This window comes from Streptomyces sp. CC53 (assembly GCF_001865245.1).
GTDB lineage: Bacteria > Actinomycetota > Actinomycetes > Streptomycetales > Streptomycetaceae > Streptomyces.
The window spans coordinates 20,333-45,136 of the sequence record NZ_MKXB01000150.1 but is presented as its reverse complement, the minus strand read 5'-3'; the positions used below and the strand labels follow the sequence as shown (position 1 = coordinate 45,136).

The window sequence follows — 24,804 nt, the reverse complement described above, 5'->3', positions numbered from 1 at the left end:
GGGGCGCGACCCCCGCCCCCGCCGCGTCATCCGCGGCGAGGTGCCGCACCCCGTTCGCGGCTTGTCCACGGCGTCCAGCCACGTGCGGGTGACAGTGCCAACGAGGCGCAGAATTCAAGCCCCGCCACTACTAGACTGAGCGCGGCACTGCACACCCGTACGCGTCAGGCTCACAGCGTCGTGCGTCTTCCACGCGACAAGCCCCTCCACCGCCTGCGGCCGTCGGGACGGCCGTCCGCACTGGACTTGTGAGGACCTTTCGTGAGCTCGCACCCCCAGAAGAAGCCGGTAGTTCTCATCGCCGAAGAGCTGTCGCCCGCCACCGTCGACGCACTCGGCCCGGACTTCGAGATCCGCCACTGCAACGGCGCCGACCGCGCCGAACTGCTTCCCGCCCTCGCGGACGTCGACGCCATCCTCATCCGCTCCGCCACCAAGGTCGACGCCGAGGCCATCGCCGCCGCGAACCGGCTGAGGGTCGTCGCCCGTGCCGGCGTGGGCCTGGACAACGTCGACGTGTCCGCCGCCACGAAGGCCGGCGTGATGGTCGTCAACGCCCCGACGTCGAACATCGTGACGGCCGCCGAGCTCGCCTGCGGCCTCCTCGTCGCCACCGCCCGCAACATCCCGCAGGCCAACACCGCCCTGAAGAACGGCGAGTGGAAGCGCAGCAAGTACACGGGCGTCGAGCTCAGCGAGAAGATCCTCGGCGTGGTCGGCCTCGGCCGCATCGGCGTCCTCGTCGCGCAGCGCATGTCCGCCTTCGGCATGAAGGTCGTCGCCTACGACCCGTACGTGCAGCCGGCCCGCGCCGCGCAGATGGGCGTGAAGCTGCTGACGCTGGACGAGCTGCTGGAGGTCGCCGACTTCATCACCGTCCACCTGCCGAAGACGCCGGAGACCCTCGGCCTCATCGGCGACGAGGCCCTCCACAAGGTCAAGCCGACCGTCCGCATCGTCAATGCCGCCCGCGGCGGCATCGTCGACGAGGAGGCGCTGTACTCGGCGCTGAAGGAGGGCCGCGTCGCGGGCGCCGGCCTGGACGTGTACGCGAAGGAGCCGTGCACCGACTCCCCGCTGTTCGAGCTCGACCAGGTCGTGTGCACCCCGCACCTGGGCGCCTCCACCGACGAGGCCCAGGAGAAGGCCGGCATCGCGGTGGCCCGCTCCGTCCGCCTCGCCCTGGCCGGCGAACTCGTCCCCGACGCCGTCAACGTCCAGGGCGGCGTCATCGCCGAGGACGTCAAGCCGGGCCTGCCGCTCGCCGAGCGCCTCGGCCGGATCTTCACGGCGCTGGCCGGCGAGGTCGCCGTGCGGCTCGACGTCGAGGTGTACGGCGAGATCACCCAGCACGACGTGAAGGTGCTGGAGCTCTCCGCGCTGAAGGGCGTCTTCGAGGACGTGGTCGACGAGACCGTCTCGTACGTCAACGCCCCGCTGTTCGCGCAGGAGCGCGGCGTCGAGGTGCGGCTCACCACCAGCAGCGAGTCCCCCGACCACCGCAACGTCATCACCGTGCGCGGCACGCTCGGCGACGGCGAGGAGGTCGCGATCTCCGGCACCCTGGTCGGGCCCAAGCACATCCAGAAGATCGTCGCGGTGGGCGACTACGACGTGGACCTGGCGCTCGCCGACCACATGGTCGTGCTGCGCTACGAGGACCGCCCCGGCGTCGTCGGCACCGTCGGCCGCATCCTGGGCGAGGCCGGCCTCAACATCGCCGGCATGCAGGTGGCGCGCGCCGAGGAGGGCGGCGAGGCGCTGGCCGTGCTCACCGTCGACGACACCGTGCCGCAGTCGGTCCTGACCGAACTCGCCACCGAGGTCGGCGCCACCTCCGCGCGCTCCGTCAACCTCGCCTGACGGCTCCCGGCATCCGGTGCCCCCATCCGCCCCCGGGCGGCTGGGGGCACCGTCGTCTCGCGCCGAGGCGGGCACCGCGGCCCCGCGCGGAAGCCGCTTCCGGCCGCGTGGGGAGCCGGGCCGTCAGCGCCCTTACGTGCGACTGCCCGGCCCGCACGCACCCTCCCGGCCGGCCCCGCGAGGCGCCCCTGGCGCATCAGGGGAGCACTCACCCGGCGCTGCCTGGCCGCACGAGGTGCCGCCCGGGGCACGACGGGCTCCCGTCCTCACGCGGGGCGCGGCCCGGCCGCCGCATGCGGTGTCTCCCGGCGGCATGAGCGACCCCGTTCGCGCGCGGGGCGGGGGCCCCGATCACGTGGGCGGTCCGGCACCGCGGGTGCCATCAGGCCGTGCAGGGCGCCGCCTGGCCGCACGAGGTGACCCCGGCGGTATGAGGGGGACTTCCAGGGCCCTGTCGGCGCTGCCCGGGCCGGTGGCGGCACCCAGCGGGCACGCGGGGCGCGGCCCCGCTCACGTACGCCGCACGGCTCGCCGTGATCCCGGGCCGCGGGACGTCAGAGCCGCCGCGCCTTCAGCGCCATGTGCAGCAGCAGCCGGTCCTCACCGGAGTCCAGGTCCAGGCCCGTGAGCTGCTCCACGCGGGACAGCCGGTAGTAGAGCGTCTGGCGGTGGATGCCGAGGACCGTGGCCGTGCGGCCTGCCTGGCCCGCGCAGTCGAGGTACACCTCCGCCGTACGGGCCAGCTCCGCGTGGTGCGGGGCGAGCAGGGGGCGCACCGCCGGGTCCCCGGCCGGAGTGCCCGGGCCGGCCGGGTCCGGCAGGCCCGTGAGGAGCCGGTACGGGCCGATGCCCGACCACGCGGCGACCGGCCCGAGCCGCGGTTCGGCCAAGGCGGCGCGGGCCGCGCCCACCGCTTCCCGCCAGGCCGCGGCCAGGTCCGTGAGGCCCCGCCGGGGCTCGCCCACCCCCGCACCCGTGCCGGTTCCCGCCGCGCCCTGGAGGCGGGCGCCCGCGGCGAGCGCGGGGGACAGCGCCTCGGCCGAGCGGAGCCGTACGAGCGCGCCGAGCGCGCCGCGGTCGGAGGCCCGCCACGGCACCGTGCACAGGGCCGCCGCGCCCGGGACCGTACGGGCGGACGGGGCGTCGGCCTCCGGCCAGGGGGCCACGCACACCAGCGCGTGCAGGCCCTCCGCGCCCGGGCCCAGCGCCGTGCGCAGCGCGGCCAGCGCCGCCTCGCGGCGGCCGTCGCCGTCCGCCGTCAGCACGGCCCGCAACTCCCGTGACAGGTCGGCGCCCGCCTGCTTCTCCTCCGCCAGCAGCGCGCCGATCCTGGCGGCCACCTCCATCGCCGCGTCCAGCCGCTCCGGTGGCGGGCCGGGCTCGGCGTCCAGCAGCCACACGTAGCCGAGGACGACGCCGCGGTGCCGCACCGGCAGGCAGAGGCGGTCCCGGTACACCCCCGCTTCCGGGGAGGCGGGGATCCTCACCGGGCCGGTGGCCCGGGCGATGCCGAAGCCCTCGAACCAGCTGCGCACCGCCGGGGTGGACCTGCGGGTGAGGATCGAGCGGGTGCGGACGGGGTCCATCGCGGTGGCGTCGTCGCTGTCGTGCGCCCCGAAGGCGATCAGCCCGAAGTCCCGGTCCTCCAGCGTCGCCGGGGCGCCCAGCAGCACCGAGATCTCGTCGACCAGTTCCTGGTAATCGCCCTGCACCCGGACAGTGTCCCACGCGCTTCAGACAGATGTATGAGATCTGCGGCACGGACGCGTGACACGTGTCGATGGCCGATGCCGGGGCCGATCCTTAGGTTTCACGGTGGTTCCCCGTGCCGTTTCCGACAGGTCGCCGCCTGGCCGGAATCCGGTCACCCGTACCGCTTGTTCCGCCGTTCCCGATAGCTCCGACCCCTGTTCGTGGAGGTGCCCCGTGCTGGGTCCCGTGATCCTCGCCGCGTCGCGCAGCGACAAGATGCGCCGTCTCGTGTCCGCGGCGCCGGTGACCAAGCCGGTCGTCGACCGGTTCATCCCCGGTGAGACGGTCGACCAGGTCATCCCCATCGTCCAGGAGCTGGCCGGGAAGGGTCTGGAGGTCACCCTCGACGTCGTCGGCGAGGACATCACCACCGCCGAGCAGGCCACGGCCGCCCGGGACGCCTACCTCCGGCTCGTCGAGCGCCTGGCGCCACTGGGCCTGGGTGCCGGCGCGGAGATGTCCGTCAAGCTGTCGATGTTCGGCCAGTCGCTGGAGGGCGGCCACGAGCTGGCCCTCGCCAACGTCCGCCCGGTCGTCGAGGCGGCCGCCGCGATCGGCACGACGGTCACGCTGGACGCCGAGGACCACACCACCCTCGACTCGATGTTCGCCATCCACGAGGAGCTGCGGAAGGACTTCCCGCAGACCGGCTGCGTGATCCAGGCGTACCTGTTCCGCACCGAGGACGACGCCCGCCGCCTCGCCGCGAACGGCAGCCGCGTGCGCATCGTGAAGGGCGCCTACAAGGAGCCGGCCTCCGTCGCGTACCAGGACAAGGCCGAGATCGACAAGGCGTACGTCCGCATCCTCAAGATCCTCATGGCGGGCGAGGGCTACCCGATGATCGGCTCGCACGACCCGCGGCTCATTGCCGTCACGCAGGAGCTCGCGCGCCGCCACGGGCGCAAACTGGACGAGTACGAGTTCCAGATGCTGTACGGCATCCGCAGCGAGGAACACGTCCGGCTGGCCGCCGAGGGCCACCGGATGCGCGTCTACACGGCGTACGGGACCGACTGGTACGGGTACTTCATGAGGCGCCTCGCGGAGAAGCCGGCGAACCTGCTGTTCTTCGTACGGTCGATGATCACCAAGAACTGAAACCCCCGGAAACCCCGGAGAAACCGGCTCCCGGACCCCTTCGGGAGCCCCCGGAACCCCTTCCCGACACCCCGGAACCCCCAGGGCAGAGCCCCCACCTCACCAGAAGGAGCAACGGAACTCATGGACGCTGTGACCCAGGTCCCCGCCCCGGTCAACGAGCCGGTGCACGGCTACGCCCCCGGTTCCGCGGAGCGCGCCCGCCTGGAGGCCAAGCTCAAGGAGCTGGCCGAGAACCCCGTCGACCTGCCGATGACCATCAACGGCGTCAAGCGCATGGGCGGCGGCGAGCGGGTGGACGTCGTGCAGCCGCACAACCACGGTGCCGTCCTCGGCACCTTCGCCGGCGCGACCCGCGAGGACGCGCAGGACGCGATCGACGCCGCCCTGGCCGCCGCGCCGGGCTGGCGCGCGATGTCCTTCGACGACCGCGCCGCGATCTTCCTGCGCGCCGCCGACCTGCTGGCCGGCCCCTGGCGCGAGACGCTGGCCGCCTCCACCATGCTCGGCCAGTCCAAGACCGCCCAGCAGGCGGAGATCGACACGCCCTGCGAGCTCGTCGACTTCTGGCGCTTCAACGTGTCGTACGCCCGCGACCTGCTCGCCGAGCAGCCCCCGGCGAACTCCCCGGGCGTCTGGAACCGCCTGGACCACCGCCCGCTGGAGGGCTTCGTCTACGCGATCACGCCGTTCAACTTCACGGCCATCGCCGGCAACCTGCCCACCGCCCCCGCCCTCATGGGCAACGTGGTCGTCTGGAAGCCGTCCCCGACGCAGACCCACGCCGCCGTGCTGCTCATGGAGCTGCTGGAGGAGGCCGGCCTGCCCAAGGGCGTCATCAACCTGGTGACCGGTGACGGCATCGCCGTCTCCGAGGTGGCGCTGGAGCACCCGATGCTCGCCGGCATCCACTTCACCGGCTCGACGAAGACCTTCCAGCACCTGTGGAAGACGGTCGGCAACAACATCGAGAAGTACCGCTCCTACCCGCGCATCGTCGGCGAGACCGGCGGCAAGGACTTCGTCGTCGCGCACCCGAGCGCCGACCGCGCCGTCCTGAAGACCGCGCTGACCCGCGGCGCCTTCGAGTTCCAGGGCCAGAAGTGCTCCGCCACCTCGCGCGCGTACATCCCGGCCTCCCTCTGGAACTCCGGCTTCAAGGAGGAGTTCGCGGCCGAGGTCGACGGCATCGCGATGGGCGACGTCACCGACCTGACGAACTTCATCGGCGCCGTCATCGACGAGCGCGCCTTCGCCAAGAACAAGGCCGCGATCGACCGTGCCAAGCAGGATCCGGCCTGCACGATCGTCGCCGGCGGCACCTACGACGACTCGGTCGGCTACTTCGTCCGCCCCACGGTCATCGAGTGCACCGACCCCGAGAACGAGGTCTTCCGGGACGAGTACTTCGGCCCGATCCTCGCCGTGTACGTGTACGAGGACGACCGGTACGAGGCCATGCTGGAGCAGATGGAGTCGGTGTCGGCGTACGCCCTGACCGGCTCGGTCGTCGCCAGGGACCGCGCGGCCGTCGCGTACACGATGGACAAGCTGCGCTACGCCGCCGGCAACTTCTACATCAACGACAAGTCGACCGGTGCCGTTGTCGGCCAGCAGCCCTTCGGCGGTGGCCGCGCCTCGGGCACCAACGACAAGGCCGGCGCCCCGCAGAACCTGATGCGCTGGACGCTGACCCGCGCCATCAAGGAGACGCTGGTCCCGCCGACCGAGTACGGCTACCCGCACATGGGCTGACGGCTCCCGCCCTCCCGTAGACACCGCCCCCCTCCGGCCCCCACGCCGGACGGGGGCGGTTCTCGTGAACGGCTCGTTCCCACCCTTGCGACTTGTCGCGTACGCGTCAGACTTCTCCGTCGGTACCTCCCCACCCCCGCTCCTCCCCCCACCGACGAAGGAGTCCCGGAATGAGACGCACCACCCGTGCGCGCATCGCCACCTCCGTCCTGCTCGTCGCCGCCTCCCTCGGCCTCGGCGCCGCCCCCGCCGGAGCCGCGGACGAGTCCGGCGCCGCCGCCCCCGCCCGCCTCCACGCGCTCGACGCCGCCGTCGAGCGGGGCCTGGGCGACGAGAGCGCCGGCACCTACGTCGACGCCGCGACCGGCGAGCTCGTCGTCACCGTCACCACGGAGGCCGCGGCCGCCAAGGCCCGCGCCGCCGGAGCCGTCCCCCGGCGCGTCCAGCGCAGCGCCGCGCAACTGGACGCCGCCGTGGCCGCGCTGGAGGCCCGAGCCAAGATCACCGGTACCTCCTGGGGCCTGGACCCGCGCACCAACCAGATCGCCGTGGAGGCCGACTCCTCCGTCTCGGCCAGGGACATGGCGCGGCTCCGCAAGGTCGCCGCCTCCCTCGACGGCGCCGTCCGCGTCACGCGCGTACCGGGCGAGTTCCGCCGCGAGGTCGCCGGCGGCGACGCGATCTACGGTGGCGGCTCCCGCTGCTCGGCCGCCTTCAACGTCACCAAGAACGGCACCCGGTACTTCCTGACGGCCGGGCACTGCACGAACATCTCCGCGAGCTGGTCCGCCACCTCCGGCGGCGCGCAGATCGGCGTGCGCGAGGGCAGCAGCTTCCCGACGAACGACTACGGCATCGTCCGCTACACCACGACCACCAACACCGGCGGCCGGGTCAACCTCTACAACGGCAGCTACCAGGACATCGCCTCCGCCGCCGACGCCGTCGTCGGCCAGTCCCTCCGCAAGAGCGGATCCACCACCAAGGTGACCAGCGGCACGGTCACCGCCGTGAACGTCACCGTCAACTACAGCAGCGGGCCCGTCTACGGCATGGTCCGCACCACCGCCTGCTCGGCCGGCGGGGACAGCGGGGGAGCCCACTTCGCGGGCAGCGTCGCCCTCGGCATCCACTCCGGCAGCTCCGGCTGCTCCGGCACCAACGGCTCCGCCATCCACCAGCCGGTGCGCGAGGCCCTCGCCGCGTACGGCGTGGCCGTGTACTGAGCCGCGGGCGGTCGCCCCGGCGGGGTGCCGGCGCCTCCCCGCGGCGTGGGCGGCACCGGCGGCCCTCCCGACGGGGGCGACCCGCCGTCCTAGGACCGCATGCGGACCCCGTCCGCCGACCGCCCGCGCCGGATGGCGGGCGGCGGACGGCCGCGCGGTGCGACAGTGGACGGTATGACCGACCGTCTGCGCACCGCGCACACCTACGAGTTGAAGCCCGCCGTGCTCGACGCGTTCCGGACCCTCCTCCTCGACGCCTTCCACGGCGACTTCGGCGACGAGGACTGGGAGCACGGGCTCGGCGGCGTCCACGCGTACGTCGAGGACACCGAAGGGCGGATCGCCGCCCACGGCAGTGTCGTCATGCGCCGCGTCGTGCACGCGGGCCGCGCCCACCGCGTCGGGTACGTCGAGGCGGTGGGCGTACGGGCCGACCGCCGCCGGCAGGGCCTCGGCGGCCGGGTCATGGCGGCTCTGGAGGAGGTCGTCGACGGGGCCTACGACTTCGGCGCCCTCTCCTCCTCCGCCGACGGCGTGCCGCTCTACCGCGCGCACGGCTGGCAGCTGTGGAACGGCGCCATCGGCGCGTACGGCCCCCAGGGCGTCGTCCCGCTCCCCGACGAGGAGGACAGCACCTACCTCCGCCCCGGCGCCGGCCGCCCGCTGCCCGCGCCAGAGGCGGGCCCGCTGCTCTTCGACTGGCGCGACGGCGACCTGCTCTGAACAGGGGCGGGGCAGGGGGGCCGGGGCCCGGCGGGCGGCCCGGACGGCCGCCCGTCTCAGATAGTAGGAAGTCCGAGTAATTGTGGAGACAGAGGCGTCCGGCTCCCTTAGCTTGGTAGGAGCCGAACGTCTCGCTCCATCAGCGAACGGCGGTCGAGCGCGCAACGCCCCCGGCAGGTCACCCCTGCGGCAGCGCCTCCCGCCCCTTCCGGCACCTTCACCCCGCCCTCGCCCGAGGGACCCTCATCTGAAGGAGTCGATCCGCCATGTCCGTCGCCACCGCCCCCCGCGCCGCCCGCGTCCGCCACGCCGCACGCCCCACCGACGCCGAGCGGAGGAACGCCGCGGCAGCCCTGCAGCGCGCCCTCGACCGCCGCGACAACGGCGGCTCCACCGGCCACTGACAGCCGGGGACGCCGCCCGCTCGTCCATATGGCGGACGGTCGGTGTCAGGCAATGGGACGAAGAGTAGGGTGCCGCCATGTCTCGCAGCATCAATCTCGCAGTGATCCCCGGTGACGGCATCGGCCAGGAGGTCGTGGCCCAGGGACTCAAGGTCCTCCGCGCCGTCCTTCCGCAGGATGTGAAGCTGGAGACCAAGGAGTACGACCTCGGCGCCCAGCGCTGGCACCGCACCGGGGAGACCCTCCCCGACACGGAACTGGAAGCCCTCAAGGGCCACGACGCCATCCTGCTCGGCGCGATCGGCGACCCGTCCGTGCCGTCCGGCGTCCTGGAGCGCGGCCTGCTCCTCAAGCTGCGCTTCGCCTTCGACCACTACGTGAACCTGCGGCCGTCGAAGCTGTTCCCGAACACCGCGACCCCGCTCGCCGGGCGCCCGGACATCGACTTCGTCGTCGTCCGCGAGGGCACCGAAGGCCCGTACACCGGCAACGGCGGCTCCCTGCGCACGGGCACCGCCGCCGAGGTCGCCACCGAGGTCAGCGTCAACACCGCCTACGGCGTCGAGCGCGTCGTCCGGGACGCGTACGAGCGGGCGAACGCCCGGCCGCGCAAGAAGCTGACCCTGGTCCACAAGAACAACGTGCTCGTCTACGCCGGCCACATGTGGAAGAAGATCTTCGACAAGGTCGGCGAGGAGTACCCCGAGGTCACCACCGACTACCTGCACGTCGACGCCGCGACGATCTTCTTCGTCACCCAGCCGGAGCGGTTCGACGTCATCGTCACCGACAACCTCTTCGGTGACATCCTCACCGACCTCGCCGCGGCCGTGACCGGCGGCATCGGCCTGGCCGCCTCCGGCAACATCAACCCGACGGGCGCCTTCCCGTCCATGTTCGAGCCCGTGCACGGCTCCGCGCCCGACATCGCGGGCACCGGCAAGGCCGACCCCACCGCCACGATCCTGTCCGTGGCCCTGCTCCTGCGCCACCTCGGGTACGACGCCGAGGCCGCCCGCATCGAGGACGCGGTCGCCGCCGACCTCACCGAGCGCACCGGCGCCGCCTCCCGCACGACGGACGAGATCGGCGACGCGCTCGCGGTACGCGTAGCGAGCTGACCCGCCGACTGGAGACCGCTGGACACCACCAGACACACAGCCGCCGGGTCGCTTCCCCGCACCCGGCGGCTTCTCCTGTGCGGCCGCGGGTGCCACCATCGAACCAGGACCGCGGTCACACCCGTTTCCCCGTCCCGGCCCCCCGAGCGATAATCGAACGCGGGGCCGCGGCATGCGGTGATACTCGGACGTCCCAGCAGCGCTGCCCACAGGCTGCCGGGGCGCCGTGAGCGCGGTCCGTCACACACAACCGGTGAAGGACAAGCACTCATGACGACGCTCACGACGATCGAGCTCAAGCCCTCCGCGCACCCGCTGCCGACCGCCGAGCGGGAGGCGATCCTCGCGAACCCCGGCTTCGGCCGCCACTTCACCGACCACATGGTGGTCATCAAGTGGACCGAAGGCCGCGGCTGGCACGACGCCGAGCTCGTTCCGTACGCGCCGCTGTCCATCGACCCGGCCAACATGACCCTGCACTACGCGCAGGAGATCTTCGAGGGGCTCAAGGCGTACCGCCGCCCCGACGGCTCGGTCTCCCTCTTCCGCCCCGAGGCCAACGCCGAGCGGTTCCAGCTCTCCGCCCGCCGCCTCGCCATGCCCGAGCTGCCGGTCGAGACCTTCGTCGCCGCCTGCGCCGCCCTCGTCAAGCAGGACGCCGCCTGGGTGCCGCCGCACGGCGGCGAGGAGTCCCTCTACCTGCGCCCCTTCATGATCGCCAACGAGGTCGGGCTCGGTGTCCGCCCGGCCAACGAGTACCTCTTCATCGTGATCGCCTCCCCGGCCGGCGCGTACTTCCCGGGTGGCGTCAAGCCGGTCTCCGTCTGGCTGTCCGAGAACTACGTCCGCGCCGTCCCCGGCGGCATGGGCTTCGCCAAGACCGGCGGCAACTACGCCGCGTCCCTGCTCGCCCAGGCCGAGGCCGCCGGGAAGGGCTGCGACCAGGTCGTCTGGCTCGACGCCCTGGAGCACAAGTGGGTCGAGGAGATGGGCGGCATGAACCTGTACTTCGTGTACGGGGACAGGATCGTCACCCCCGAGCTCACCGGCTCCCTGCTCGCCGGCATCACCCGCGACTCCCTGCTCCAGGTCGCCCGAGACCTGGGCTTCTCCTCCGAGGAGGGCCGCATCTCCACCGAGCAGTGGCGCCGCGACACCGAGAACGGCACGCTCACCGAGGTCTTCGCCTGCGGCACCGCCGCCGTCATCACCCCCGTCGGCACGGTCAAGTCCACCGGCGGCGAGTGGACGCAGGGCGACGGCACGCCGGGCGAGGTCACGCTGAAGCTCCGCAAGGCGCTGCTGGACATCCAGACCGGTGCCGCCGAGGACGCCCACGGCTGGACCCGCCCGGTCGCCTGACCCCCGGACCCCCGGAAGGGCCCGGCCCGCAGCGGAGGATTCCCACCGGACGCCTCCCGCACGGGGCGGGCCCTTCTGCCAGTTGTGCGCCTGTGCAAGTGGCCCCCGAACGGGCCCTGTGCCGTACGTGCCGGAGGCGTCCGTGGCCGGTCCTCCGCACGGGGTGCGGGCGAGCCCGGCCCCAGGGCCTGCGTCCGGCGGCCTCCGGGCAGGGCACCTGCGACGCCTCTCGCGCCACGGGCGCGGGGGCGCCACCTGCCGGGCTGCGCCGCCCCGGGGGTCGCTTACCTCAGCCGCGGGCTTCTCAGGTCCGCGGCTGCTTCCGGAGCGCGTGCGGACGCCGCGCTCGGCGCCGACGCCGTTCCTCGCGGCACGCCAGGAGGTCGACGACGACGTCCGCGGTGTGCACCAGGACGCCGACCACCGTCCTCAGTGCTCGTACTGCCACGCCCGCGATCTCTTCCGCCCGGGTCCTCCCGTCTCGTGCCCCTCGTGTCGGCTCACCCGGGGTGAGCCGGACCGCTCGGCGGTGCCTCGGGTCGCAGCCCCCGTGGCGGGCTCCCGGGGTGGATCGCCTCCCCCCGTGCCGCAGCAGGTCGCCGCCCGCCGACAGCCCCCGTCGCCGGCGGCGCCGGCCGCCCGCGCGTGGCGCCGGCGACACCCCCGTGGTCGCCTGCGACACGTGCACCTGCCGGCCGCGGACGCCGCCGGTCCACGCCAGGAGACGCCGCCGCCGACCTGCCGGTTGAGCCGTCAGGAAGCTGCCTGCCCTGCCGCTCCCGTCCAGGGGCGCTGCCCCTGCCACCCGCACCCGGTGAGCGACGAGGGGCCGTCCGGTCACCCGGCCGCCCGGTCGAACTCTCGGGCCCGGTCGTTCGCCCGCCGTTCCGGGTGCCGGGCCTCGCGTTCCCGCCGGCCCTGATGAGGCCCTGCGCCGGGAGCGCGGGTCGAGGCGTCGAGCCACCCCCTTCGCCGGCCAGGGCTCGGGCGCCTGCGTCCGTGGCGAGCCCAGGGCGTTCTTGGGGCGGGCCTGCTGCCGGGTGGGCGACAGGCCCGCGAGCCCGCTCGCAACTGACTGTTCTCCCCGACTGCCTCCTCCTCTTCGGGGCTTCCTCCGCCGATCGCCTCTGCCCGCCCCCACACGGTGGGCATTTGAGCAACACTCTATGCAGCACATCCTGCTCGACCAGTCAACGCTGTCCTTGTGGGCGCACTCAAGTTAGAGTGGCGCTCAAATATGCAGGCAAGTGCGCGCCCAGGAGGTGTGAACGACGTGCGACTGACCCCTACGGAACGCGACCGGCTGCTGCTCTTCGGCGCTGCCGAACTCGCCCGGGCCCGCCGCGCCCGCGGACTGCGGCTGAACGTCCCCGAGGCCACGGCCCTGATCGCCGACACCGTGTGCGAGGCCGCCCGTGACGGGCGGCGCCTCGCGGAGGCGATCCACGCCGCCCGGTCCGTCCTCGGCCCCGACGACGTCCTGCCGGGTGTGGCCGATGTCGTCACCGAGGTCCATGTCGAGGCCGTGTTCGACGACGGCTCCCGGCTCGCCGTGGTGTCCGACCCCATCGGAGCGCGCCGCTCCGGAGAGGACGCCCCCGGCGCCCTCCTCCCCGGCCCCGGCTACACCGAAGCCGCCCCCGAGGTGCAGCTCACCGTTCGCAACACCGCCGCCGTGCCGATCAGCGTGACCTCGCACTTCCACTTCTTCGAGGCCAACCCCCGGCTCCGCTTCGACCGCGCCGCCGCGTACGGCATGCGGTTGTGCATCCCGGCCGGCTCGTCCATGCGCTTCGACCCCGGCGGCGAGGCCGAGGTCGGGCTCGTGCCGATCGGCGGCGCCCGTGTCGCCGTCGGCTTCGCGGGCCTCGTCGACGGCCCGCTCGACGCACCCGGCGCCAAGGCGGAAGCCCTCCGCAGGGCGGCGGCCTGCGGCTACCTGGGCGCGGACGCGCCACCGCCGGCCCCCGCGCCGCTGCCGGGAGCCGCCGCGGCGGCGAAGGCGGCGGCGGGAGAAGCCGCGGCGGCGGCCCTCGGCGCCGGACCGGCCGCGGCGGCACCGGCCGCGCGGGTGCAGGCACCCGGGACCGGAGTGGAGGAGAACGACTGATGGACCCCTACGAGTACGCATCCGTCCACGGCCCGCGCACCGGCGACCGCGTCCGCCTCGGCGACTCGGGGCTCACGGTCCGCGTCGAGTCCGACGCCCAGAAGCCCGGCGACGAGTTCCTCGCGGGTTTCGGCAAGACCGCCCGCGACGGACTGCACCTGAAGGCCGCCGCGGTCCGCGACACCTGCGACGTCGTCATCAGCAACGTCCTCGTGATCGACGCCGTGCAGGGCATCCGCAAGGTGTCCGTCGGCATCCGCGAGGGCCGCATCCACGCGATCGGCCGCGCAGGCAACCCGGACACCCTCGACGGCGTGGACGTCGTCGTCGGCACGGGCACCAGCATCGTCTCCGGAGAGGGCCTGATCGCCACGGCGGGAGCCGTCGACACCCACGTCCACCTGCTGTCCCCCCGCATCATGGAGGCGTCCCTCGCCTCCGGCGTGACCACCATCATCGGGCAGGAGTTCGGCCCCGTCTGGGGTGTCGGGGTCAACTCCCCGTGGGCCCTGAAGCACGCCTTCAACGCCTTCGACGCCTGGCCCGTCAACATCGGGTTCCTGGCGCGCGGCTCCTCCTCCGACCCCGCCCCCCTGGTGGAGGCCCTCGCCGAGGGCGGTGCGTCCGGCTTCACGGTCCACGAGGACATGGGCGCCCACACCCGTGCCCTCGACACCGCCCTGCGGGTCGCCGAGGAGCACGACGTGCAGGTCGCCCTGCACAGCGACGGCCTCAACGAGTGCCTGTCCGTCGAGGACACCCTGAAGGTCCTGGAGGGCCGGACCATCCACGCCTTCCACATCGAGGGCTGCGGCGGCGGGCACGTCCCCAACGTCCTCAAGATGGCGGGCGTCCCCAACGTCATCGGCTCGTCCACCAACCCCACCCTCCCCTTCGGACGGGACGCGGTCGCCGAGCACTACGGCATGATCGTCTCCGTCCACGACCTGAAGACCGACCTGCCCGGAGATGCCGTCATGGCCCGAGAGCGGATCCGCGAGGGCACGATGGGCGCGGAGGACGTCCTGCACGACCTCGGCGCGATCGGCATCACGTCGTCGGACGCGCAGGGCATGGGACGGGCCGGCGAGACCGTACGCCGGACCTTCGCCATGGCCGGGAAGATGAAGGCCGAGCTGGGCCCGCTGGACGGCGACGGCGACGGCGACGACAACGCCCGCGTCCTGCGGTACATGGCCAAGCTCACCATCAACCCGGCCATCGCGCACGGGCTCGCGCACGAGGTCGGCTCGATCGAGGTCGGCAAGCTCGCCGACATCGTGCTGTGGCGGCCGGAGTTCTTCGGCGCGAAGCCGCAGCTCGTCCTGAAGGCCGGGTTCCCCGCGTACGGGGTGGTCGGCGACCCGAACGCCGCCACCGACACCTGCGAACCCCTCGTACTGGGGCCGCAGTTCGGTGCCCACGGCGCGACCGCGGCCGACATCTCGGTGGCGTTCGTGTCCGGGGCCGCGGCGCAACTTGGCGGCGACGGCATGCCGACCCGCCGCCGACGCGTCGCGGTCCGCGACACCCGGGGCATCGGCCCCGGGAACCTGCTCCTCAACTCCCGCATCGGAGACGTGGCGGTGGACGCCCGCACCGGCCTGGTCACGCTGGACGGCGACCCGGTCCGCTCGGCCCCCGCAGACTCGGTGAGCCTGAACCGCCTCTACTTCCTGTGACGCGCGACGCGTCGACGCCGGGCGCTCCGAGTCCCGGGGCCGAGGACTCCCGGCCGCGGAGCCCTCGGCCCCGGGCGCTCCAGGACCTGAGGCTGATGGCTCTCGGCCGCGGCGCTCCGGCACCTGAAGCCGAGGGCTCTCGGCCGCGGGCCTTCGGAGCCTGACGCTCCGGGACCCGGAGCCCCGTGGACCGGCGCGTGACGCCTCCCCGCCTCCCCCTCCCGACATCCCCGACACCTCCGAGGACACCTCCATGACGTCGAGTACGCCCGCCGGCTTCCGCATGCCCGCGGAATGGGCCCCGCACGAACGCACCTGGATGGCCTGGCCCAGCCGCAACCCGACCTTCACCGACGCCGAGGAGCTGGCCGAGGCGCGCACGGCCTGGGCGGACGTGGCCCGCGCGGTCCGCCGCTTCGAGCCCGTCACCATGATCGTGGCACCGGGCGACACCGCATCCGCCCGCGCAGCCCTGGGCCCGGACATCGACCTCCTCGAACGGGACCTGGACGACGCGTGGATGCGCGACATCGGCCCGACGTTCGTCACCAACGGCACCGAACTGGCGGCCGTCGACTGGGTGTTCAACGGCTGGGGCGCCGCGGACTGGGCGCGCTGGGAGCACGACGCCAAGATCGCCCGCCATGTCGCCGGCGCCGCGGGCGTGCCCGTGCACAGCAGCCCCCTCGTCAACGAGGGCGGCGCCCTCCACGTCGACGGCGAGGGCACCGTCCTGCTCACCGACACCGTCCAGCTCGGCCCGGAACGCAACCCCGGGTGGAGCCGAGCCCAGGTGGAGGCCGAGATCCACGCCCGGCTCGGCACCACCAAGGCGATCTGGCTGCCCCGCGGCCTCACCGGCGACTACGGCATGTACGGCACCCGCGGCCACGTCGACATCGTCGCCGCCTTCGCCCGCCCCGGAGTCGTCGTCGCGCACACCCAGCCCGACCCGGCCCACCCCGACCACGAGCTGTGCAAGGCGAACGTCGCCCTCCTGCGCTCCCAGACCGACGCGAAGGGCCGCACGCTGGAGGTCGTCGAGGTCCCCGCGCCCACGGTCCTCAAGGAGGACGGCGAGTGGGTCGACTACTCCTACATCAACCACTACCTGTGCAACGGCGGCGTCGTCCTGTGCGCCTTCGACGACCCGCGCGACGAGATCGCCGCCGGCATCTTCCGCCGCCTCTTCCCCGACCGCACCGTCACCCTGGTGGACGCCCGCACGATCTTCGCGGGCGGCGGCGGCATCCACTGCATCACCCAGCAGCAGCCGAAGGTCTGACGGCGGGCCCGGCCGCCGGGCCGTAAACCCGCTGGTGGGTGCACGGGTCCGGCTGCGACTCTGGACCCGTGCCCGGACCGCCGACGCCCCCCGAGGGCTACACCGTCACCCACCACTACTGCCTGCCCGAGGACGCCTGGCACCTGGAGCTCCACCACTGGGACGTCCGGTCCCTGCTGACGGCGGTCATCCCGGACGAGGACCCGAAGCGGCAGCCGTCGTTCCGCTTCTACGACCCGGCCGGGAGCCACGAGGTGCCGTACGAGGTCATGCGCTGGTTCATGGCCTACGTGGCCGACCACGTCGGCCGCATCCGCGCCTGGATGTCCCTGCCGACCGACACCGTCGACACCATCGTGAGCCTCCGCGAGGTCAGGTACACCGACTGGGGTGAAGGCGACCACGAGGCGGCGCTCGTCCTGCTGGCCGACACCCTGCCCCACGACCAGGCGGCCGCCGTCGTCGCGGAGCTGCTGAGCGACGCGGACCGCGCCACCGTCCTGTCCGACCTGGCGTGCCCGCCCGAGGTGGCCGCCGACCGGGTGGAGGCACTCCGCGCACGCATGGCCGAAGCCGGCTGGAGATCAGGTACAACGTACGAGTGAACGAACCCCGCAAAGCCGCCACCGCGAGGCGCCGCAACGCCGCCCCGCCCCGCGAGGAGGTCCTCGCCGCCGCCATGGCGATGATCGCCGAACGGGGCCTGGACGGCCTCACCATGGCGGGGCTCGGCCGCGAGGTCGGCATGAGCAGCGGCCACCTCGTCTACTACTTCCGCTCCAAGGACGAACTGCTCCTGCAGACCCTGGAGTGGAGCGAGGGCCGCCTCGGCGCCGACCGCAGCGCCCTGCTGTCGCAGCACGCGCTCCCCGTCGCCGACCGCCTCGCGGCGTACGTCGGGCTGTACGTCCCCGACGGCCCCCGCGACCCGCACTGGACGCTGTGGCTGGAGGTCTGGAACCGGTCGCAGAACGCCGACGCCGACGCCCGCGCCCGGCAGGCGGCCATCGAGGGGGCCTGGCACCGCGACCTGGTCGCCCTGCTCGCCGAGGGCGTCTCGCGGGGCGAGCTGCGCCCGGTCGACCCCGACCGCTACGCGACCCGGCTGCGCGCCCTCCTGGACGGGTTCAGCGTGCACGTGGCGGTGGGGATACCGGGCACCGGCCGCGACCAGGTCCTCGCCCACGTACGGGAACACCTGGCGCAGACCGTGCTGACCGCATCGTGAGACCCGTGCCCATGCCTCGGCCCGCCTGTGGCAAACTGCCGCCGTGCTCGCAAACCCGATGATTATCGGCAGCAGCGCGCCGGTCCGCAGTGACCGCTGAACCCGACGCCACCGACGTCGTCACAGCGGACACCGTGTCCCAGACCCGCGCGCAGACCTCTCGCACCCGCGAGGGGTCTTTTCGTTTTCCGGGCCCCCACCCTCGGGCACGGAGGGCGGCGCGCGAAGATGGGGACAAGTGGATCCGTTCATTCCGGAACCCGGAGCCACATCCCACAGGAGCAGGACAGCAGCCATGACCACGGTTCAGCCCGTCGACGACACCTTCCACGTGTTCGACACGACACTGCGCGACGGCGCACAGCGTGAGGGCATCAACCTCACCGTCGCCGACAAGCTGACCATCGCCCGGCACCTGGACGAGTTCGGCGTGGGCTTCATCGAGGGCGGCTGGCCGGGCGCCAACCCCCGGGACACCGAGTTCTTCGCCCGCGCCCGCGCGGAGATCGACTTCCGGCACGCGCAGCTTGTGGCGTTCGGCGCCACCCGCCGCGCCGGCATCCAGGCGTCCGAAGACCCGCAGGTCAAGGCCCTGCTGGAGTCCGGCGCCCCGGTGATCACCCTGGTCGCGAAGTCCCACGACCGTCATGTGGAACTGGCCCTGCGCACCACGCTGGACGAGAACCTCGCGATGGTCCGAGACACCGTCGCGTACCTCCGCGAGCAGGGGCGCAGGGTGTTCGTCGACTGCGAGCACTTCTTCGACGGGTACAAGGCGAACCCGGAGTACGCGAAGGCCGTCGTCCGCGCGGCCCACGAGGCGGGCGCCGACGTCGTCGTCCTCTGCGACACCAACGGCGGCATGCTCCCGCCCCAGGTGCAGGCCGTCGTCTCCACCGTCCTGGCGGACACCGGCGCCCGGCTCGGCATCCACGCCCAGGACGACACCGGCTGCGCGGTGGCCAACACTCTCGCCGCGGTCGACGGCGGCGCGACGCACGTCCAGTGCACGGCCAACGGCTACGGCGAACGGGTCGGCAACGCGAACCTGTTCCCCGTGGTGGCCGCGCTGGAGCTCAAGTACCACAAGCGCGTGCTGCCCGACGGCTCCCTCCAGGAGATGACGAGGATCTCCCATGCCATCGCCGAGGTGGTCAACCTGACTCCCTCCACCCACCAGCCGTACGTCGGCGTGTCCGCGTTCGCGCACAAGGCGGGGCTGCACGCCTCGGCGATCAAGGTGGACCCGGACCTGTACCAGCACATCGACCCCGAGCAGGTCGGCAACACCATGCGGATGCTGGTCTCCGACATGGCCGGCCGCGCGTCCGTCGAGCTGAAGGGCAAGGAGCTGGGCGTCGACCTCGGCGGCGACCGGGAACTGGTCGGCCGGGTGGTGGACCGCGTCAAGGAACGCGAACTCCAGGGCTACACGTACGAGGCGGCCGACGCCTCCTTCGAACTCCTCCTCCGCGAGGAGGCGGAGGGCCGCGCCATCCGCTACTTCCGCACCGAGTCGTGGCGCGCGATCGTCGAGGACCGCCCGGACGGCACCCACGCCAACGAGGCCACGGTCAAGGTGTGGGCCGACGGGGAACGGATCGTCGCCACCGCCGAGGGCAACGGCCCGGTCAACGCCCTCGACCGCGCCCTGCTCGTCGCCCTGGAGCGGATCTACCCCCAGATGGCGAAGCTGGAGCTGGTCGACTACAAGGTCCGCATCCTGGAGAGCAGCCACGGCACCGAGTCCACGACCCGCGTCCTCATCACGACGAGCGACGGCGAGGCCGAGTGGTCGACCGTGGGCGTGGGGGAGAACGTGATCGCCGCGTCCTGGCAGGCCCTGGTCGACGCGTACACGTACGGGCTGCTGAGGGCGGGCGTCGAGCCGGCGAAGGACGGAACGCCACGGTCGTGACCTTTCCCCCGTTTGGGGTAATGTCGATGATATGAGGACGAGGCCGCTCTCGGTGGTGGCGGGTCTGGTACTGGCGCTTCTTCTGGCGCTGGCGCCCGCCGCTCTGGCGAGGGCGGCCTCGGACGCGCTACAGGACGCCGGATCGGCCCTGCGGCAGGATCCCGTCTACGTCCACCCGGACGCGCGGGCGCAGCTGACGCCCTCCGCGGAGCGGGCGCTGGAACAGAAGATCCTCCAGGCGGACAAGCCCCTGATGATGGCGGTCCTCCCGGCGACGGAGGACTTCCCGCCCGACGGACTCCTCCAGGACCTGCGCACCTTCACCGGCGTGACCGGCGTCTACGCGGTCCGCCTCGGCGACGCCTTCGACGCGGGCGCGGACCGTGCGGTCATGCCGCAGCAGGCGGTCCAGAACCTCGTGTCGGCGGTCCGGCAGCCCGGTGTGGACACGGAGACCGAGCTGAACACCTTCGCGGACCAGGCCCTGCCGCAGATGCGCGGCTCGGCACCCTCCTCCTGGGCGGGCGTCCCGGACGGCGAGGTCCCCGTGGGCGGGCTGATCACGGTCGGCACCCTGCTGGCCGCCACGGCGGCGGGAGGCACGGCCGTCGCCCTCCGCAGGCGCACCCGCAGGCGGGAGGAGGAACAGGAGTCCCTGGCGAAGCTCCGCACGGTGGTCGACGAGGACATCACGGCGTTCGGCGAGGAACTGGACCGCCTCGACTTCCACCCCGGCGACCCGTCGGCGGACGACGCCATGCGCGCCGACTACGAGCACGCGCTGGACGCCTACGACCGGTCCAAGTCCCTCATGGCGCAGGCCCGCCACCCCCACGACGTCCGCGACGTCACCGAGTCCCTCGCGGACGGCCGCCACGCGCTGGCCGTCCTTGCCGCCCGCCGCGAGGGCCGCCCGCTTCCCGAGCGGCGGGCACCCTGCTTCTTCGACCCCCGCCACGGCCCGTCGGTGACCTCCCTGCAGTGGACACCGTCCGGCGGCACCCCGCGGGAGGTCCCGGTCTGCGCGGCGGACGAGTCCCGGCTGAAGGCGGGCGAATCTCCGGACGCGCGCACCGTCGACACCCCCCAGGGCCCCCGCCCGTACTGGGAGGCCGGCCCCGCCTACGGCCCCTGGGCCGCCGGCTACTACACCGGCGGCATCCTGCCGGGCCTCCTCGTCGGCACGATGCTCGGCTCCATGCTGTCCACCCCCGCGTACGCGGCCGAGTACGGCGGCGCCGACTTCCAGGGCGGCGACTTCTCCGGCGCCGACTACAACCCCTCCGACTTCGGCGGCGACTTCGGGGGCGGCGGCGACTGGGGCGGCGGCGGCTTCGGCGGCGGGGACTTCGGGGGCGGGTTCTGAACCGCCGAGCCCGGGCCGGCCGTCAGCGTCCCCCCGCTCTCAGCCCGTACGCGCCGGCTCGCCCGACGGCCGGCCGGCCGCAGCGGGTGCCGGGGGCCGGGGCACCTGCGGGCCGGCGCCGCGCAGCAGGCGTTCCAGCGGGTGCTCCACCCCGTGGTAGGCCAGACCGGACAGGGCCTGGCTGACGACGATCACCAGCAGCCAGACCAGGGCCGTGTCCACCAGGCCCTCCGGGCGGCCGTAGGCGCCCAGCCAGGAGCGGATGACGATCTCGTGGATCAGGTACCAGGCGAACGACCAGTGGCCGAGCCGGACCGCCCAGCGGCCGCCCAGGCCGGTCCGGCGGCCGTCGAGGTCCGCGCGGGCGGCGGCCGCGACGAGGAGAGCGAAGACCGGCGTCGACAACAGCTGTGAGGCGTGGTAAGGGCCGTACCAGTCGGCGTCCGAGGTGTACCACGACCACGGGATCAGGACGAGGTGCCAGCCGGCGGTCAGCGCCACCGCCGACCACAGGCCGACGGGCGGGCGCCAGCCGCGGGCCACCGCGAGGCCCGCGGCGACCCCGAGGACGAACTGGAGCATGCGGGACAGCGGCAGGTAGTCCAGCGCCCACACCCGCGTCGACCCGGGCTCGATCAGCGCGCCGGCCATCCACACCAGGACCACGCCGACGCAGGTCAAGGCCCATATCCAGCGGCGGCCGCGGCCCGAGCGGAACGCCGGGAGCGCCATGAGCAGGGGGAAGACGAGGTAGAACCACGCCTCGTCGCTGAGCGACCAGGCGGCGGGGTTGGCGCCCTTCACGGTGTCCGGCATCCAGGCGTGCACGAGGAGCAGGTTCGTGATCACGGCCTTCGCCGACACCATCGCCGTCTGGCCGAGCCACACCCAGACGGCGACGGACAGGGCGCCCGTGGCCACCATGAGCGGCCAGATGCGGGCGAAGCGCCGCCAGAGGAAGACCTTCGCCGGGACGGCCTTGCCGTCGTACGTCCACGCCAGGACGAACCCGGAGAGGACGAAGAAGAACGTCACCCCGCTGCGGCCGTACCACACGGTGTCGCTGACGTACGGTATCTCCCCGACCTGCCGGGACAGGTGGTAGAGCACGACCAGGAGGGCGGCCCAGAAGCGGAGGCCGGTGAGGGACGGCAGTCTGTCCCTGCCGGAGAGATCCGCCGCGGGCGCGCGGCGGGCCCGGGGGCGGGCGGGGTTCGCTTGTCGCATCAGGAGATTATCGCCGCGCCCGCGGCGCCCCCTCGCCCGGGGATCATCACTGCCGTGACCGTTTGTAGGACCCCTCTAGGCCATCCGGGTACAACCCTGGTACTTCGGCTGCACCGGGAAGCGGTTCTGTCCAGGAGGTACAGCAGAACACTCCCGAGACTGTACGGAGTCGACGGCGGGATTTCCTTGGTCGGCTCCGTAGGGTCGGTGCATGACCGTTGTGGACGAAACCCAGGGCGAGGCCACCGACGCCCGCGGGCGGGTGGCCGAGCTGCACGCCCTGCGCGAGGAGGCCAAGCGCGGCCCCAGTGAGCGCGCCACCGAGGCGCAGCACGCCAAGGGCAAGCTGACCGCACGCGAGCGCATCGAGCTGCTGCTGGACGAGGGGTCGTTCCGGGAGGTCGAGCAGCTGCGGCGGCACCGCGCGACCGGGTTCGGGCTGGAGAACAAGAAGCCCTACACCGATGGCGTCGTCACCGGGTGGGGGACCGTCGACGGCCGCACCGTGTTCGTGTACGCGCACGACTTCCGCATCTTCGGCGGCGCCCTCGGCGAGGCCCACGCCACCAAGATCCACAAGATCATGGACATGGCCATCGCGGCCGGCGCCCCGCTCGTCTCGCTGAACGACGGCGCCGGCGCGCGCATCCAGGAGGGCGTCTCGGCGCTCGCCGGCTACGGCGGCATCTTCCAGCGGAACACCAAGGCGTCCGGGGTCATCCCGCAGATCAGCGTGATGCTGGGCCCGTGCGCGGGCGGCGCCGCCTACTCGCCGGCGCTCACCGACTTCGTGTTCATGGTGCGCGAGACCTCGCAGATGTTCATCACCGGTCCCGACGTGGTCAAGGCCGTCACCGGCGAGGAGATCACGCAGAACGGGCTCGGCGGCGCCGACGTGCACGCCGAGACCTCCGGTGTCTGCCACTTCGCGTACGACGACGAAGAGACCTGCATCGCCGAGGTGCGGTACCTGCTGTCCCTGCTGCCGTCCAACAACCGGGAGAACCCGCCCGTCCACCCCACCGGCGACCCCGCCGATCGGCGCGGCGACGCGCTGCTGGACCTGGTGCCCGTGGACGGCAACCGGCCGTACGACATGCACAAGGTCATCGAGGAGCTCGTCGACGACGGCGAGTTCCTGGAGGTCCACGAGCGCTGGGCCCGCAACATCGTCTGCGCCCTGGCGCGGCTGGACGGGCAGGTCGTCGGCATCGTCGCCAACCAGCCGCAGACGCTGGCCGGCGTGCTCGACATCGAGGCGAGCGAGAAGGCCGCCCGGTTCGTGCAGATGTGCGACGCCTTCAACATCCCGATCATCACGCTGCTCGACGTGCCCGGCTTCCTGCCCGGCGTCGACCAGGAGCACGGCGGCATCATCCGGCACGGCGCCAAGCTGCTGTACGCCTACTGCAACGCCACCGTGCCGCGGATCTCGCTGATCCTCAGGAAGGCGTACGGCGGCGCCTACATCGTCATGGACTCGCAGTCCATCGGCGCCGACCTCACCTACGCCTGGCCGACCAACGAGATCGCCGTCATGGGCGCCGAGGGCGCCGCGAACGTGATCTTCCGCCGGCAGATCGCCGACGCCGAGGACCCCGACGCCATGCGCGCCCGCATGGTCAAGGAGTACAAGGCCGAACTGATGCACCCGTACTACGCCGCCGAGCGCGGGCTCGTGGACGACGTCATCGACCCCGCGGAGACCCGGGAGGTGCTCATCAGGTCCCTCGCCATGCTGCGCACCAAGCACGCGGACCTGCCCTCCCGCAAGCACGGCAACCCGCCCCAGTGACCGAGGAGTCCCCGTGACCACACCCACCGTCGACCCTTCGCTCCTCCGGGTGGAGAAGGGCCACGCAGCCCCCGAGGAGCTCGCCGCGCTCACCGCGGTCATCCTCGCCCGCGCCGCGGCCCGGCCCGCCGCCGGAGCCGCCGGCCCCGCCCGCTCCACCGCCGGCTGGCGGCGTCTGGAGCGCCAGTCCGGTTTCCGGGCGCCGCACTCCTGGCAGGGCTGAGCCCGCACAGACACCCGGAAGGCCCCCGCACTCGCCGCGTCACCGCGAGTGCGGGGGCCTTCCCCGTGCCCGGGGAGGGGCGCGCGGCAGCCCCCGCCCGGCCGGCCGGCAGGTCCCCCGCACACCAGCCGCCCGCGGGGCCCCACCGCACCCGGGCGCGCACCGCACACGCGAGAGGCCCGCGGCACCGGAAGGGTGCGCGGGCCTCTCGCGGAAACGCTGCCTGCTTACCGCAGTCGGGCCATGAGTGCGTGCTCGACCAGGGTGATGAGTGCGCTCTTGGCGTCGGCGCGGTGGCGGGCGTCGGTGGTGATGATGGGGGTGTCGGGGCCGATCTGGAGGGCTTCGCGGACCTCGTCGGGGGTGTAGGGCTGGTGTCCGTCGAAGCCGTTGAGGGCGATGACGAAGGGGAGGCCGCTGTTCTCGAAGTAGTCGACTGCGGGGAAGCAGTCGGCGAGGCGGCGGGTGTCGACGAGGACGACGGCGCCGATGGCGCCGCGTACGAGGTCGTCCCACATGAACCAGAAGCGGTCCTGGCCGGGGGTGCCGAAGAGGTAGAGGATCAGGTCCTGGTCCAGGGTGATCCGGCCGAAGTCCATGGCGACGGTCGTCGTCGTCTTGTCGCCGGTATGGGTGAGGTCGTCGATCCCCGCGGAAGCGGAC

General features: G+C 73.0%; 21 protein-coding genes. 17 read left to right on the top strand and 4 right to left on the bottom strand.

The window, feature by feature from the left end; genetic code table 11:
• Nucleotides 1–261 precede the first annotated feature (261 nt).
• Nucleotides 262–1,863 carry a phosphoglycerate dehydrogenase gene (serA, locus tag BJP40_RS16270; protein ID WP_071263916.1) on the top strand — a complete coding sequence of 534 codons (1,602 nt, stop codon included), beginning with the start codon at nt 262–264 and terminating at the stop codon, nt 1,861–1,863.
• A gap of 554 nt (nt 1,864–2,417) precedes the next feature.
• Here serA and BJP40_RS16265 read toward each other — a convergent pair.
• Complete coding sequence (locus BJP40_RS16265) at nt 2,418–3,575, bottom strand: CdaR family transcriptional regulator (RefSeq protein WP_071280981.1); 1,158 nt, start codon at nt 3,573–3,575, stop codon at nt 2,418–2,420.
• A gap of 214 nt (nt 3,576–3,789) precedes the next feature.
• Here BJP40_RS16265 and BJP40_RS16260 point away from each other — a divergent pair, with 214 nt between their 5' ends.
• The 7 genes from BJP40_RS16260 (at nt 3,790) to BJP40_RS16235 (ending at nt 11,307) form a co-directional block, all read left to right on the top strand.
• Nucleotides 3,790–4,716, top strand: a complete 927-nt coding sequence (locus BJP40_RS16260) for a proline dehydrogenase family protein (RefSeq protein WP_071280980.1) — start codon at nt 3,790–3,792, stop codon at nt 4,714–4,716.
• Between the two features lie 123 nt (nt 4,717–4,839).
• Complete coding sequence (gene pruA / locus BJP40_RS16255) at nt 4,840–6,471, top strand: L-glutamate gamma-semialdehyde dehydrogenase (RefSeq protein WP_071280979.1); 1,632 nt, start codon at nt 4,840–4,842, stop codon at nt 6,469–6,471.
• Nucleotides 6,472–6,641: 170 nt separating this feature from the next.
• On the top strand, nt 6,642–7,697 hold the full coding sequence (locus BJP40_RS16250; protein ID WP_071280978.1) for a S1 family peptidase: 1,056 nt from the start codon (nt 6,642–6,644) through the stop codon (nt 7,695–7,697).
• 174 nt (nt 7,698–7,871) lie between these two features.
• Nucleotides 7,872–8,420, top strand: a complete 549-nt coding sequence (locus tag BJP40_RS16245) for a GNAT family N-acetyltransferase (RefSeq protein ID WP_071280996.1) — start codon at nt 7,872–7,874, stop codon at nt 8,418–8,420.
• 266 nt (nt 8,421–8,686) lie between these two features.
• Nucleotides 8,687–8,824: a hypothetical protein gene (locus BJP40_RS34365; RefSeq protein ID WP_175499922.1), complete on the top strand. Its 138-nt coding sequence runs from the start codon at nt 8,687–8,689 to the stop codon at nt 8,822–8,824.
• A 77-nt stretch (nt 8,825–8,901) separates the two neighbouring features.
• Nucleotides 8,902–9,945, top strand: a complete 1,044-nt coding sequence (locus tag BJP40_RS16240) for a 3-isopropylmalate dehydrogenase (RefSeq protein WP_071268880.1) — start codon at nt 8,902–8,904, stop codon at nt 9,943–9,945.
• Between the two features lie 270 nt (nt 9,946–10,215).
• The gene (locus BJP40_RS16235) at nt 10,216–11,307 is read left to right on the top strand and encodes a branched-chain amino acid aminotransferase (protein WP_071280977.1); all 1,092 of its coding nucleotides are present in this window, start codon (nt 10,216–10,218) and stop codon (nt 11,305–11,307) included.
• 304 nt (nt 11,308–11,611) lie between these two features.
• On the opposite strand, the gene BJP40_RS34360 is transcribed toward BJP40_RS16235, so the two are convergent.
• On the bottom strand, nt 11,612–11,755 hold the full coding sequence (locus tag BJP40_RS34360) for a hypothetical protein (RefSeq protein WP_177204401.1): 144 nt from the start codon (nt 11,753–11,755) through the stop codon (nt 11,612–11,614).
• 825 nt (nt 11,756–12,580) lie between these two features.
• Between BJP40_RS34360 and ureA the strand changes: the two genes are divergently transcribed.
• The 7 genes from ureA to BJP40_RS16200 all read left to right on the top strand — a co-directional run bounded on the left by ureA (nt 12,581) and on the right by BJP40_RS16200 (nt 20,896).
• Nucleotides 12,581–13,417: an urease subunit gamma gene (gene ureA / locus BJP40_RS16230; RefSeq protein WP_071280995.1), complete on the top strand. Its 837-nt coding sequence runs from the start codon at nt 12,581–12,583 to the stop codon at nt 13,415–13,417.
• On the top strand, nt 13,417–15,099 hold the full coding sequence (locus BJP40_RS16225) for an urease subunit alpha (RefSeq protein ID WP_071280976.1): 1,683 nt from the start codon (nt 13,417–13,419) through the stop codon (nt 15,097–15,099). Before ureA ends, BJP40_RS16225 begins: the two co-directional genes overlap by 1 nt.
• A gap of 253 nt (nt 15,100–15,352) precedes the next feature.
• Nucleotides 15,353–16,384, top strand: coding sequence for an agmatine/peptidylarginine deiminase (locus tag BJP40_RS16220; protein WP_071280975.1), 1,032 nt, complete (start codon nt 15,353–15,355; stop codon nt 16,382–16,384).
• 68 nt (nt 16,385–16,452) lie between these two features.
• Nucleotides 16,453–16,989 carry a hypothetical protein gene (locus tag BJP40_RS33035; protein ID WP_071280974.1) on the top strand — a complete coding sequence of 179 codons (537 nt, stop codon included), beginning with the start codon at nt 16,453–16,455 and terminating at the stop codon, nt 16,987–16,989.
• Between the two features lie 74 nt (nt 16,990–17,063).
• A complete protein-coding gene (locus BJP40_RS16210) occupies nt 17,064–17,612 on the top strand; it encodes a TetR/AcrR family transcriptional regulator (protein WP_079171228.1) in 549 nt (182 codons plus the stop codon).
• 295 nt (nt 17,613–17,907) lie between these two features.
• The gene (cimA, locus tag BJP40_RS16205; RefSeq protein WP_071280972.1) at nt 17,908–19,530 is read left to right on the top strand and encodes a citramalate synthase; all 1,623 of its coding nucleotides are present in this window, start codon (nt 17,908–17,910) and stop codon (nt 19,528–19,530) included.
• Between the two features lie 31 nt (nt 19,531–19,561).
• On the top strand, nt 19,562–20,896 hold the full coding sequence (locus BJP40_RS16200; protein ID WP_071280971.1) for a hypothetical protein: 1,335 nt from the start codon (nt 19,562–19,564) through the stop codon (nt 20,894–20,896).
• A gap of 39 nt (nt 20,897–20,935) precedes the next feature.
• On the opposite strand, the gene BJP40_RS16195 is transcribed toward BJP40_RS16200, so the two are convergent.
• A complete protein-coding gene (locus BJP40_RS16195) occupies nt 20,936–22,123 on the bottom strand; it encodes an acyltransferase (RefSeq protein ID WP_071280970.1) in 1,188 nt (395 codons plus the stop codon).
• 211 nt (nt 22,124–22,334) lie between these two features.
• On the opposite strand from BJP40_RS16195, the gene BJP40_RS16190 reads away from it, so the two are divergent.
• Entirely contained in the window at nt 22,335–23,918 is a 1,584-nt protein-coding gene (locus tag BJP40_RS16190) for an acyl-CoA carboxylase subunit beta (RefSeq protein WP_071280969.1), read from the top strand.
• A gap of 13 nt (nt 23,919–23,931) precedes the next feature.
• Nucleotides 23,932–24,141, top strand: coding sequence for an acyl-CoA carboxylase subunit epsilon (locus BJP40_RS16185; protein WP_071280968.1), 210 nt, complete (start codon nt 23,932–23,934; stop codon nt 24,139–24,141).
• Nucleotides 24,142–24,368: 227 nt separating this feature from the next.
• On the opposite strand, the gene BJP40_RS16180 is transcribed toward BJP40_RS16185, so the two are convergent.
• Nucleotides 24,369–24,804 (bottom strand): ATP/GTP-binding protein (locus tag BJP40_RS16180; protein ID WP_226962432.1); only part of this gene is annotated, 436 nt, incomplete at its 5' end.